Source organism: Paenibacillus gyeongsangnamensis (assembly GCF_027533625.1).
Taxonomy (GTDB): domain Bacteria; phylum Bacillota; class Bacilli; order Paenibacillales; family NBRC-103111; genus Paenibacillus_G; species Paenibacillus_G gyeongsangnamensis.
Genome location: NZ_JAQAGZ010000010.1, coordinates 171,047 through 183,291, shown reverse-complemented (window position 1 = coordinate 183,291; position 12,245 = coordinate 171,047). Strand labels below are relative to the sequence as shown.

Sequence of the window (12,245 nt, the reverse complement as noted above, 5' to 3'; positions counted from 1 at the left end):
TACCACTATACAAAAAAATCGGCCGGAGGAAAACCGCGCTTTCGCTTCCGGCATTGCGAATAACGGCTAGGTCCCTGGATTAGACCGAAAAAAATAAAACCATCCGGATGACCGGATGGTCCTTAACTTGCCATTAGTGCGCCCACTGGGCATGGGTATGGGCTTCATTATAACCTCATCGTATTTTCTCTTTGCTTCTAAAAAGACTGAAGGTAAACTCCTTATCGTCTTGAGCTTTATTTTTGCTTTTTCCAAACGCATCCATGATTCCTTTTATAATAATCCCGATCACGAACAAGGTCAGGAATGATTTAAAATAGGTCCAGCTATTTAATTTGTAGATACCGAGAAGTACGAAAATCGGTTCTCCGATGAAAGCGTTGACGCCCGCCACAACCAAATCGGCGATTAAATACGCCCTCCATGTGCCGAACCATTGATACACCAAGGCAAGGATACATGGAATGAAAAGGAAGTTTACTGCATTGAGCGTTTTGAAAACGGTATAAATTCATGCGGATAGCTCCACCATTGAAAAAATTTTCCAAATTCATCAGTAAAACCGGCAATAGTAAAGCCGAACATGAACGCCAGGGTAATTTGCATCGTTCTTTTTCGGTCAATAAGGACGAGAAACAAAATGAAAGAAATCAGATTGACAAGAACGATAATACACCATTGAAGAGAGAATAAGTCATGACTCATCCACCAATCCAGTTCCATTCGATTTGCCTTACCGTTTAATTCATCGATTTCGTTCGGCATACCATTTCTCCTTATTGTATGATTATGACCGTTATTATTGATCAAAAAGGCTTAATTAATGTATGGATTGGCAATATAATAATCATTACAGAGAAATTAACAATGCTGCAGGAACTAAGCAATCGGAGCCGTGTATGCAGGGCTATTCCCTGCCAAAGGCCTGTGCTAAAATGGAGATACCAGCATGATCAATGAAGGAGGGATACGCTTTATGTCTACAAAGAAAAAAGATTCGTTATCCCGAGTAGAAGATACGCAAGGGGATTTCGCCGCCGCATCGGAAAGCGGCGAGCAAGCGGAGCAAACGCAGCCGGTTGCTGAGGAAGCGGCTGCCGCAACGAAGGTGAAGCCGCGTTCGCGCGCTAGAGTGACGGCGGGCGCGGACGCAGGCGACGATGCGGCGGTGAAGCCGCGTTCGCGCGCTAGAGCGGCGGCGGCCGAGGACGCAGGCGATACTGCGACGGTGAAGCCGCGTTCGCGCGCCAAGGCGGTGGCGGCCGAGGCGGCGACGGGCGAGCACGCAGGCGACGATGCGGCGGTGAAGCCGCGTTCGCGCGCTAGAGCGGCGGCGGCCGAGGACGCAGGCGATACTGCGACGGTGAAGCCGCGTTCGCGTGCTAAAGCGGCGGCGGCCGAGGCGGCTACGGGCGACGGGGCGGGCGACGAGACAGGCCTTGCCGCACCAAAGGAAGCAGAGTTTGCCTACACGGCTAGCGCTCCCGTCTTGGAGGCAAACGCTCCGGAAAGCCTGCAGCAGCTGTTGGAGGGCACGCTGAAGAAGAAAGAACGGAATGAGACGCACGACAAGTACCGCGTGTTTATTCGCAGGGACTTGAAGGAACGGCTGGAGGCGCTTGCCTCAAATCGCGGGAAGGGCTTCAAGACGCTGCTCCTGAATTACGGCTTAGAGAAAGCGCTCGATGAGCTGGAGCAGCTAAATGCGGCGCAGCGTGAGCTCGAATAAAGCAAGGCTTTCAGTAAACGTAAAAAGCCTGGGTCCGCTTCACTTCCGAACCCAGGCTTCTTTTTCCCTTTTATATTGGGAGCAGTGCAATCTCATCCCGCCGCTCCAGCCCCTCAACCATCTCATACCAGGCCGCCGGCTTTTGAGGAAGGACCGCATAATACGTCTTCAAGAACTGGCGGATCAGTGCGGCAGGAACCGCTTCCCTTACCGATTCCCCATCCTGCAGCGGCATGAAGCACAAATCCAGTCCGCTTACCGCTTCCCCATCGTTATGCCAGGAAGGATGAACGTATTCGAAATCGAGCTTGCGATACCCGAGATGCGCCAACACCTCGCGGCGGACGAACGGGTTCATCGCATGAATGCCCCCGAATTCGAGCGATTCGTTCAGAGACGGGTTATAAATTTCCGCGAACATCCCGAGCAGCTTTCCGCCGCAAGCCTCTACCACCGCCTGTAGATCCGCCATCCGCGCTTGCGCCAGGAAAGGCCCGATGCCAAGCCCGTCACGCCCAATGATAGTGAAATCCGTCATCGCAACCTGCATACCCTCGTAATAACGATACTCCGTCGCTCCGACAACGCTGCCTTCCTTCACTGCTACAAACACACGAATCCCGGGGTCCTTAAGCGTTTCCTCCCACAGCTTGTAATCAAGCACTTCCTCCGGAGGAAATACAGTCCCCATCAAATCGTGCATCTGCCTAAAATAAGGATCGTTAATATCCGTAATCCGATGGTATTCCAGCCTCATCGCCCACACTCCTATCGACTATATTATGAATGGAGCCATTATACCATACTTTTACAGCGCCCCCCCGATTTCTAACCTGCCGCCTCACTCCCCTGATTGCTTCCGATCAACGATTCCCGCTTCAAATGAAAACTACTTTACCCGTCTTACACCCTCTCCTGCATCTGTCGTACAATCTTAGTTACAAGCTTGCGCGGCAGGAAGCCGACCAGCTTGGTCAGCAGCTTGTATTGCAGGCCCGGTACAACGATCGTTTTGCCTCGCTTGAAGCCTTGGTATCCCTCTTCCGCGACCGCCGCAACGTCCATTACACCGCTCTTGAACAGCTTCGAAGCACCCAGCTGCGCCCGTTCGCCAAAGCCGGTAGCCGTCGGACCGGGGCAAAGAGCCGTGACCGTCACGCCCGTTCCGCACAATTCGTTCTCCAGCGCCTCTGTCAAAGAAAGCACATACGCCTTTGTGCCGTAGTAGACCGCCATCAACGGTCCCGGTTCGAACGATGCCACCGAGGCGACGTTCAGAATGCCGCCACGGCCTCGCTGCACCATCCCGGGAACAAACCGCTTCATCAGTTCCGTCAGCGCCCTGACGTTCAAATCGATCATACTGAGCTCGTCCGCCATATCCGTCTCCAGGAATGGGCCGTACAGCCCATATCCCGCATTGTTGACCAGGACGTCCGGAGCGATGCCCAGACCCCTAAGCTCCTCCTCCAAAAGCCGAGGCGCTTCCGGCTTCGCCAAATCCTGCACCGATATCAGAACATTCACACCATATGTCTGCCTCAGCGAAACCGCCAATTCCTCCAATTTGGCAGCGCTTCGGGCGACCAGCACCAAATCATGACCGTCCCGCGCGAAGCGTTCGGCCAACTCTTTTCCGATTCCGCTCGATGCACCCGTTATCAACGCGGTACCTTTGTGCATTCGCAGATCCTCCCATTCATTATGTTTAAATTCTTAAACATTTAATCAATGGATTCATCATAAGCCGCTTTAGACCCGCTTGTCAAATATCCAAATAGTAGAACCTGTTCGAAATAAGTTCCCAGCCTGCCACCTTGAGGCCAGCACTCCTTTAGCGAACCCAGGTTCCATAGTAACGAACCTGCATTCACTACGGCTGCGGATTCCGTCTTCTCGCGCACTCACTACAGCCTGGTTGCCGGCCAAGGAGCAGTATGACTTCGGAAGAGAAGGTTCGGGAGGCACAGCCAGGCGACGATGAAGCGTTCTTCTCGCTGATCAGCGAAGAGAAAGAGAAGCTGTATCGCATGCCTTCACTTATTTAAAGAATAAGCAGGAGGCGCTCGAGGCGATTCAGAAGCTGACCCGCAGGGCCTATATCCAGCTGAGAAAGCTCTTTCCTGCTTATTAGACTGCCGTGCGCCTTAAACGGTTTTCCTTTTTTTGATAAAAATAAAATCCGGAAGCCACCAGCTTCCGGACCTTCAACATACTTATGATTCGGCCGCTAGCGAAGCGAAACAGCCTTCCTATTCATCCAGCGGATCACGATGATCCGGGGCTGCGCTGCCGCGATGCTCGAGGAGCTTCCGAAACTTCACATAGCTTGCGATCCGCCACGGCACGACGTAGGCCACCGCGATCAGATAGAACAGCATTCCGAGCTCCGCGGGGTCCAGCCCCTGAAGATACGAGCGAAGCCCCAGCCGAATCGCCAGCAGCCCGACGATGGCGGCTATGAACGCTTTGCTTCGCCTGGTATAAATTTCACCGTCCTCCCGCACTTCATAGTTGGTCGTCAAGATCATCGGTATCGATAAAATAAATCCGAACAGCAGCGATAGCAGCACTTCCTTCACGGTTAAATGCAGCTGGGGATTCATGAAGCCCATCATCCCGATCAGCATAAATACTAGCGGCAGCAGCAGCCGGAACCCGCCCCCCTTGATCAGCTTGCTCATCGAGCGCATTCTCCGCCAGATGACCAGTCCCAGCACCAGTACGACGATCAAAACCGTATTCGCCTGCAACCTTATCCCATCCTTTCCGAAATCCGATCGACAGGTATCGACCGGTTTAGTCCGCCGGCAGGTTCTCAATTCTGTATTATACGGTATTTTTCCTTAAAATTCCTGCTCTGGCCTGCAAATCATGAGCATGCGAAGGAAAGGCGATGTTGGATAATCCGGCAGGAGAGCGCTCCGCTTGACCCTTGTCTCAGTGATCCGGTAAGCTGAAAACGATTGTTATCCCAATCACAGCCAAAGGAGCGTGCTGCCATGGACCGCCATAACGATAAACGCCCCACCGTTCGCAAAGATGATTCTGAACGTCCTACCATTCCATTGCCCAAGGAAACGCTGGAGGATGTAGATCTGCTTGCTGCTGCAGAGCTGAGCAAGCGCAGCGCGGCGGACGAGGCCTATGAAGAATTCGTGCGAAAAGGCGGCGTAGACCTGCTGCCGGGCAAAGGCAAACCTCTGGTTGTCCCTACTGGGGACATTATGGAAACGATCATGCGGCAGGCCAACGTCCCGCCCCCATGGATCATGCTGCGCAGAGAGCTCCAGGGTCAGCTCAAGAAAGCGGCCGAGCTGCTCCATGACTCCCCCCAGGACCCAGAAATCGACGAGCTGATTCGTACCATCAATGAGAAAATCGACCTCCTCAACAGCCGAGCCCCAGGATTATCCCAGCACCGCAAAAAGATCACCCGGAACAATCTGCAGGAGCAGCTGGAGAAGTGGATCTGAAGGCCCGGTTCAGCCCAAAATCAAACAAGCCCCGGCCCCCGTGCTTGAGCAACACGGGGATCGGGGCTTTATTTTTTACGCTTCCGGTTTAGAAGCTTTCGTTAATGATCAGGTCGGACAACGGGAGGCGTGCGGTCGGGTGAGCCGGGGATTCCGCTTTACCGATGGCAATCATCATCACAGGCAAGTAGCGGTCCGGGATGTTCAGCGCCTTGACAACGGCATCCTTGTCGTAGCCGCCCATCGGCACGGAGTCGTAGCCTTTCGCCTTCGCCGCCAGCATCAGCTGCATCGCTGCCAGAGAAGCGTTGCGCACAGCCTCGTCGCGAGCGACGTCAGGGTTGCCGGCGTAGGCGCCGTTGATTTGTCCGATCATCATATCGCGGAATTCCTGTGTCGCATCGGCGAATACTTTTGGTGCGGCAAGGTTTGCTTGCAGGTCACCGAGTACGATCACGGTTACCGAGGAATCGGACACCTGTTGTTGTCCGAAAGCGAGCGGCAGCAAGCGATCCTTGTTCTCCTGCTCGCGCACAACGAGGAAGCGCCAGTGCTGCAGGTTCCAGGAGGATGGGGCGCTTGCGGCCAGCTCCAGAATTTCGTTCCATTCCGCATCCGGAATCGTTACCCCGCGCTGGTATTTACGAACGGAATGACGGGCAAGTATGACTTCCTCAGCCGAAAGCTTTTGATCTATGGTACTCATATGAAATTCACTCCTATCTAACGGATTTTATATTTATACTTAGTATTCTATAACAATCAACTTACTTTTGTAAAGTTAATTATTCCTAAAATAAAGCTGCCTTCAAGACGGCCCTTTCCTTATTGTGGACTGCGGCCTCTTTTTTACGCCGGCAAAAAAAGGAAGCCGCCTTCTCGCTCACGGTTACACGTATCCGTACATTTTCCCTATTATACCTCCAAGCCTCTTCAAGGACAAAGACAAGCAGGTCCATGAAGTTACCGGACAACGGCGGAAAACTAAAGAAGCGCTTACATTTTGTCCCCCGATAGCGTATAGTAGAGATAATATCTCAGTACTCGCCTCTTGTCGCCGTAACGACCGCCGCACATCCCGTGGGGAAAGGCCTTGGCTTGCGAAGCAGTTTTTCCCCTCGTAAAAACGTTTGAGGAGGGATTTCCGTGCTCATGAACACAAGCGAGTTTTATGACGCCCTGCCCCTGAAAGCCTGCGACACCTGCGGCGAGACGATGGAAGAATTGGCCGACTGCTACAGCAACACCTGTCCGAAATGCAAAGGATTGACGTTCTACCCCTTAAGTCCGGTTACGCCCGCTACTCCCCCGTCCGATGCCGATCCGGCCTGAAAAAAGCTAAAAACCGCAGCTCCCCGGCACGGACGCCGGGGAGCTGCGGTTTTTCTATTGCACGCGGAGAGCCGCCGCAGGCTCCAATTCCGGCTCCGCTAGCAGACGAGTCTCCACCAGCAGCTGGGCGATCGACTCCAGCGCCCGTTCCGCCGACCGGACCGGGCGGATGCGGAGCGCCTCCGTCCGCATCCGTTCAAGCGCGTCCGGATGCCCCAGCAGCTCCAGCAGCTGCTCCCGCAGCCCGCGCGCATCCGAGGCTCTAGCTGCCACGCCGGCCTTCACCAGCACCTCGGCATTGTCTTCCTCCTGCCCCGGGATCGGCTTCACCAGCAGCATCGGGAGGCCCATCGTGACGGCCTCCGTCGTGGTGAGGCCCCCTGGCTTCGTCAAGAGCAGATCGGCGGCGGCCATCCACTCGTGGATCTCCTCCACATAGCCCAGCACGAACACCCGGTCGGGAGGCCAGCCCCGAGCCGCCCTCTCGAAATCCGTACGAAGTCCTTCATTGCTGCCGCAAATCAGCACCAGCTGCAGCCGTTCATACAGCCCCTCCGACCGCAGCAGCCTCCGTACCTCCTTCGCCAGCATCCCGCTTCCTCCGCCCATGACGAGCACGACGGGCAGCTCGGGCCGGAGCCCGAACCGTCTCCGCAGCGCGTCCCGCTCACCCGGCTCCCCGAAGCGCGGACGCACCGGAATGCCCGTGACCCGAACCGCCGATTGATGCACGCCGCGCCGACGCAGCGCTGCCGCCGCTTCTGCGGATCCGGTTAAATACAGATCGGTCCCCGGATTCATCCAGAGACTGTGATCCGTGTGGTCGGTAATGACCGTGACGAGCGGCACTTTCAGCTGCCCGCGCTCCTTGAGCAGGGAAACCGCCGCAGCGGCCAGCGGAAACGTGCAGATAACCGCATCGGGGGATCTCTCCTCGATAAGCGCGGCCAATCTGCCTAAGCCCAGCTCTAGGAACATGCGAAACGGCGCGGACAAGCCCTCGGTATGCCGCGTACGATGAAAGAAGTAGCCATAAACGGACGGCAGCTTCTCCACACCCTTCAGGAAGCTATACCGCATTACCGGGTGCAGACGGGGATAGACCTGCTGCGTAAAATCCACGATATCCGCCTGCATCCGCTGCCCTTGAGCTCCGCAAGCTTCGCGGAGCGCTACGGCCGCTTGCTTGTGCCCGTCGCCAAAATCGCCCGACAGCACCAATAGGCGCATCGGTTCTTCACCCTCACTCATCGTCATCCCCCCTGCATGTGCTGATTTTGCCATTTCTTTCTGATATAGTAATCGTTAAAAAGAGGTGATCCCCCTGGAAACCGTACCGGCCCGAAACAAACGAACCGAAACGCTTCTGATTACCGCCGTTGCGCTCGGTACACTGCTTAACCCGCTGAACACCTCCATGATCTCCGTCGCCTTGCCGCGGCTTCAAGAGGAGTTCCATCTTGCCTTTGCCGATATCTCCTGGCTCATTTCCACTTATTACCTAGCCAGTGCGGTCGGACAACCTATCATGGGCAAGTGGAGCGATTTGTTCGGACGCAAACGGGTCTTTATGCTCGGCTTAATTCTTGTAACCCTATCGTCTTGCCTGGCCCCGTTATCCCCGGGCTTCGGATGGCTGATCGGCTTCCGCATCATTCAAGCGATCGGCAGCTCGGCCATGTTTCCCGCCGGCATGGGCATTATACGCGCACAGATTACTTCCAATCAAGCGCGTGCGCTCGGCATTCTATCCATCTTCTCCTCGACCTCGGCCGCCTTCGGGCCGTCACTCGGAGGCTTTCTCGTCCATTACGGGGACTGGCCCTTCATCTTCCTGTTTAATTTCCCGTTCATTATCGCTTCCTTCGTCTTGGCCTGGAAGCTGTTCCCGTCCGATCCGAAGCGATCCGCGGGTACGACCGGCATGGACTGGGCAGGCGTGGTCTTCTTCTCCGTTACGATCTTCACGTGGCTGCTGTTCTTCTTGTCCTTTCAGGACGGCTTCACCCTATGGAAGCTTCTCGCCAGCGCCGTGCTATCCGTATTCTTCTACCGGTTCGAGCTACGCAAGAGCCAGCCGTTTATCGACGTCGCTTTCCTGAAGAAGCATGTTAATGTCACGCTCATTTATGTGCAGTTCATCCTGGTGAACATCGTCTTCTATTCCATCATGTTCGGCATTCCATCCTATCTGCAGCATGTCCAGCAAATGGATGCGCAGCAGACGGGCATCGTCATGCTGTCGATTGCCGGTTTCGGCGTCTTCATCACGCCGCTTGCCGGACGCTGGATCGACCGGAGCGGCTCGAAGCCCGCGCTGCTGCTGGGCACTGTTACCGTTATTGCCGGCACGCTGCTGCTGCTGACGATTCAAGACCGGTCGAGCGCCATAGCCATCTTCCTCGTATTGTCCGTGCTCGGCATCAGCAACGGCTTTAATAATCTCGGCATGCAGACGGCCCTGTACGATTTCGTATCCAAAGCGGAAACCGGCATTGCCTCCGGATTGTTCATGACGTCCCGATTCATGGGGACCATTCTGTCCTCCAGCCTGCTGGCCGCCCTGTTCGGCAAACAGATCACAACCCATCATCTGCACAGCATGGCTTGGGTGTGCGCCGTCATCGGCGTTCTGATGCTCGCGCTCACGCTGCGTATGCCCCGCCCGTCCCGCTCCGGGGCGAAAGCCCCTTCCGGTTGACCGGCGGGACGGGTTCAGGGGAAGGGAAACGGGCTAGTACCACTTTAGCGCAGCTCTTGCTTAAGCGCAATGCGCAGCTTGTCAGAAGAAGCATTCCTGCTTCGGCCCCATTTTATGCTATCAAGCTTCATAGAGATGACGAACGGCGGGAACGCACCTTGAAAACGCCGGCGTGCGCCGCCCGCCCGCGTCTCGGCCCGCTTCGGACAGGATCGCGGTTAGCCCCAGTACGGTTGACCGGCATTCACCGTTACGGCTGAATTTACCAGCCCCTCCCGGCTAATCCGGAAGCCCGCCCCTGTTCATCGCTTCCCTTGAACTCCTCGCCGCCCGGCCTTCCGGGCATCTTCTTCGTTCTACCTGCAAGCGCCTGTCCTCTTGCGGTCATGCTCATTTTCTTTTCCACAGCCGTGTGCCCAAATCCTGCTAAGACTTCAGCCCCTGCACCGCCTGCTTCAAGGCTTCATTAACTCTCGCGATTTCCACCTGCCCCTTCGGTTCGTCCGTCAGCTTGTACTTCGCTTTAAGCTGCAGGATCCGGTACACACTCTCATCGATCCGACGCTCCGTCAGCCGGCCTGAACGGACCGCCTCCTTCACAGCCTGCAGCGCCTGACGCTCCAAATCATAGCCGTGCCCTACCAACAGCACGTCGCCCCCCGCTTCCAACGAACGGACGGCGGCTTCACCGAGCTCGTACTTCTTCACAACGGCTCCCATCGTCAAATCGTCGGTCATCACCACACCTCCGAATCCGAGCTCCTTGCGGAGCAGATCCGTGATCACCGGCTTGGAGAAGGATGCCGGGTTCTCAGGGTCCAGCTTCGGAAGCAGGATATGCGCCACCATCACCGCATCCGCGCCCCCGCGGATCGCTTCGGCGAACGGCTTCAGCTCCAGCGAACGCAGCCGGGTCAAGTCATGCTGGAGCACAGGCAGGCCGATGTGGGAGTCGACCGAGGTATCTCCGTGTCCGGGAAAATGCTTTACCACGGGGATGACACCCTGCGACTGCAGACCCTGCAGCTCCGCCGTACCGTTGCGTCCTACGACGGCCGCATCCGCCCCGAACGAGCGGTCGCCGATCACCGGGTTGTTCGGATTGCTGTTCACGTCCAGCACCGGAGCAAAATTCAGGTTCAGCCCGAAGGCCGACAGCTCCCCGCCCAAAGCCCGACCGACCCCGTAGGAAGCGTCACGGTTGTCGGTAAGTCCGATCGTGCGGGCGGACGGCATCTTGACCAGCTCCCCCGGCATGCGGCTCACTCGCCCGCCCTCTTCGTCCAGGCTCAGCCAGAGCGGTACGGAGCTGCCTTTGTTCGCTTCCTTAAGAGCATTGAACAGCTGCAGCGCCTGAGCCGGGCTTTTCAAATTATCCTTGTAAAAAATAATGCCTCCCGCATCATCGTTCTTGATCAGCGATTCCATGTCGCCGGTAATCCGGTCTCCGTCTATGCCCGCAATCAGGAGCTGACCCAGCTTCTGGTCCAGCGTAAGCGAAGTGAGGCGTTCCCGAACCGGATCGGACGGCGGGGCCTGCGGCTTCGCCGTGCCTTCCGTCCCGGGAGAGCCCTGGCCTGAGCATCCGGTCAGCAGAAGGAACGTTACTAGAGCCGGCAGCGCGGAGGCGATCGGCAGAAGCGATTGGGGGGTGTTTCGCAGCATGAAGAAAGTCACCGGCTTTCGATCAGAATGCAAGAATACGCGTATAGATTAGCTTGGTCTTTTCCAGTCGTTTACATACGTGCTCCTTAATGCTTAAGGAACCTCATATTGAGCAGCCCGCTGCCCTGCGCGTTCATGGGCCGGCCCAAACGGATCGCATGCCGCTTCAGCAACCGCTTAACCCCCGCGGGCGTCAGGCCGGGATAACGCTGCAGCAGCTGGGCGGCGGCTCCCGCCGTAAGAGGGGTAGCCATGCTTGTGCCGGACAGCGCAAAATACCGCCGTCCGCGCCGGGCCGACGGCAGCAGCCGGTCCAGTACGGAACCAGGTACCCGCAGCGAGACGATGCCGACGCCGGGAGCGACGAGATCGGGCTTCATGGCCCCGCCCTTCGCCGGACCGCGCGAGGAGAAGCCCGCGACGCGCTCCGCGAGCGGGCGAACGCTTCGGCGGTCGTCCGCGGCGCCTGCGGTGATCGCAAGCGGGCTCGTGCCTGGCGAGGAGATCGTACCCGGGCGAGGGCCTTCGTTGCCTGCGGCCGCCACGATCACGAGCCCTCGCCGAACGGCGCGGTTCACCGCCTGGCAGAGCGGGTCCTGCCCGCAGGAGCCCGGCGCGGGCCCGCCCAGTGAGAGCGAAGCGATCCGGATGCCGTAGCGCTTCCGGTTGCGGATACACCAATCGATGCCGCGAATGATCGTGGAGTCGTAGCCGGTACCCTGCGCGTCAAGCACCTTAACGCCGATGATACGCGCCTGCGGCGCGGGGCCGCGGTAGCGTCCGCCGGACGAGAAGCCGTTCCCGGCGGCATCCCCCGCGCAGTGCGTGCCGTGGCCGTTGTCGTCGTAAGCTTTCGTCCGCCCGCCGACGAAATCCTTGAACGCGGCGATCCGGTTCGCCGGGCGGGTCAAGTCGGGATGCGGATACACCCCCGTATCGATAATGGCGATGCCGACCCCTCGGCCCGTCAGGCCCGCCGCTTGCGCCGCCGACGCGCCGATGGCCGGGGTCGCGATATCCAGCAGCATCCGCCGTTTACGGTCAGGAAATACACGGTACACGTGCTTGCACCGGTACAGCTTGCTAATCGCCTCCCGCGGTACGGTTACGGCCACCGAACGGATCAAGGGTAAATGAACGGGAGAACCGGTCTTATGAGGATGGATCTCTCTTTTTACCCGGTGCCAATGCTTGTCAAACACGAAGCCCTTTTTGAATTGGACGATGACGGCCGTATGCCGGTTTCGGCCAAGTTGTACCCTTTTCTTCTTTCCTTGTATAATCATCTGCTGGCTCACCTCCATAACAGCTTATGGGTGAAGGCCTGCTCCAGACTGCACAT

14 protein-coding genes are annotated in these 12,245 nt (G+C 57.0%); 5 read left to right on the top strand and 9 right to left on the bottom strand.

Translation table 11 applies throughout. The features are described 5' to 3' along the window. Positions 1 to 127 precede the first annotated feature (127 nt). A complete protein-coding gene (locus O9H85_RS16905) occupies positions 128 to 310 on the top strand; it encodes a hypothetical protein (RefSeq protein WP_269882589.1) in 183 nt (60 codons plus the stop codon). 167 nt (positions 311 to 477) lie between these two features. Here O9H85_RS16905 and O9H85_RS16900 read toward each other — a convergent pair whose 3' ends face one another. After that, on the bottom strand, positions 478 to 765 hold the full coding sequence (locus O9H85_RS16900) for a hypothetical protein (RefSeq protein WP_269882588.1): 288 nt from the start codon (positions 763 to 765) through the stop codon (positions 478 to 480). Positions 766 to 976: 211 nt separating this feature from the next. Here O9H85_RS16900 and O9H85_RS16895 point away from each other — a divergent pair, with 211 nt between their 5' ends. After that, positions 977 to 1,729, top strand: a complete 753-nt coding sequence (locus tag O9H85_RS16895; RefSeq protein WP_269882587.1) for a hypothetical protein — start codon at positions 977 to 979, stop codon at positions 1,727 to 1,729. Positions 1,730 to 1,799: 70 nt separating this feature from the next. Here the strand turns inward: O9H85_RS16895 and O9H85_RS16890 are convergent, their stop codons facing one another. From O9H85_RS16890 to O9H85_RS16880, 3 genes are all read right to left on the bottom strand, one after another. Next, positions 1,800 to 2,480, bottom strand: coding sequence for a GNAT family N-acetyltransferase (locus tag O9H85_RS16890; protein WP_269882680.1), 681 nt, complete (start codon positions 2,478 to 2,480; stop codon positions 1,800 to 1,802). 152 nt (positions 2,481 to 2,632) lie between these two features. Next, positions 2,633 to 3,412, bottom strand: coding sequence for an SDR family NAD(P)-dependent oxidoreductase (locus O9H85_RS16885; RefSeq protein WP_269882586.1), 780 nt, complete (start codon positions 3,410 to 3,412; stop codon positions 2,633 to 2,635). A gap of 569 nt (positions 3,413 to 3,981) precedes the next feature. Then, positions 3,982 to 4,482 carry a cytochrome c biogenesis protein CcdC gene (locus O9H85_RS16880; protein WP_269882585.1) on the bottom strand — a complete coding sequence of 167 codons (501 nt, stop codon included), beginning with the start codon at positions 4,480 to 4,482 and terminating at the stop codon, positions 3,982 to 3,984. A gap of 249 nt (positions 4,483 to 4,731) precedes the next feature. On the opposite strand from O9H85_RS16880, the gene O9H85_RS16875 reads away from it, so the two are divergent. Continuing rightward, the gene (locus O9H85_RS16875) at positions 4,732 to 5,205 is read left to right on the top strand and encodes a DnaJ family domain-containing protein (protein WP_269882584.1); all 474 of its coding nucleotides are present in this window, start codon (positions 4,732 to 4,734) and stop codon (positions 5,203 to 5,205) included. Between the two features lie 88 nt (positions 5,206 to 5,293). On the opposite strand, the gene O9H85_RS16870 is transcribed toward O9H85_RS16875, so the two are convergent. Continuing rightward, positions 5,294 to 5,911, bottom strand: coding sequence for a nitroreductase family protein (locus tag O9H85_RS16870; protein WP_269882583.1), 618 nt, complete (start codon positions 5,909 to 5,911; stop codon positions 5,294 to 5,296). A 446-nt stretch (positions 5,912 to 6,357) separates the two neighbouring features. Here O9H85_RS16870 and yhfH point away from each other — a divergent pair, with 446 nt between their 5' ends. Further along, positions 6,358 to 6,537 (top strand): protein YhfH, encoded by a 180-nt coding sequence (gene yhfH / locus O9H85_RS16865; RefSeq protein ID WP_269882582.1) that lies wholly within the window; start codon positions 6,358 to 6,360, stop codon positions 6,535 to 6,537. A gap of 54 nt (positions 6,538 to 6,591) precedes the next feature. Here the strand turns inward: yhfH and O9H85_RS16860 are convergent, their stop codons facing one another. After that, positions 6,592 to 7,788 carry an MGDG synthase family glycosyltransferase gene (locus O9H85_RS16860; protein ID WP_269882581.1) on the bottom strand — a complete coding sequence of 399 codons (1,197 nt, stop codon included), beginning with the start codon at positions 7,786 to 7,788 and terminating at the stop codon, positions 6,592 to 6,594. 64 nt (positions 7,789 to 7,852) lie between these two features. On the opposite strand from O9H85_RS16860, the gene O9H85_RS16855 reads away from it, so the two are divergent. Beyond that, positions 7,853 to 9,238, top strand: coding sequence for an MFS transporter (locus O9H85_RS16855; protein ID WP_269882580.1), 1,386 nt, complete (start codon positions 7,853 to 7,855; stop codon positions 9,236 to 9,238). 262 nt (positions 9,239 to 9,500) lie between these two features. On the opposite strand, the gene O9H85_RS16850 is transcribed toward O9H85_RS16855, so the two are convergent. The 3 genes from O9H85_RS16850 to O9H85_RS16840 form a co-directional block, all read right to left on the bottom strand. Next, positions 9,501 to 9,644: a hypothetical protein gene (locus O9H85_RS16850; RefSeq protein WP_269882579.1), complete on the bottom strand. Its 144-nt coding sequence runs from the start codon at positions 9,642 to 9,644 to the stop codon at positions 9,501 to 9,503. Between the two features lie 20 nt (positions 9,645 to 9,664). Then, entirely contained in the window at positions 9,665 to 10,903 is a 1,239-nt protein-coding gene (gene nagZ / locus O9H85_RS16845) for a beta-N-acetylhexosaminidase (protein WP_269882578.1), read from the bottom strand. An 86-nt stretch (positions 10,904 to 10,989) separates the two neighbouring features. Next, positions 10,990 to 12,189, bottom strand: coding sequence for a S8 family peptidase (locus O9H85_RS16840; protein WP_269882577.1), 1,200 nt, complete (start codon positions 12,187 to 12,189; stop codon positions 10,990 to 10,992). Positions 12,190 to 12,245 lie beyond the last annotated feature (56 nt).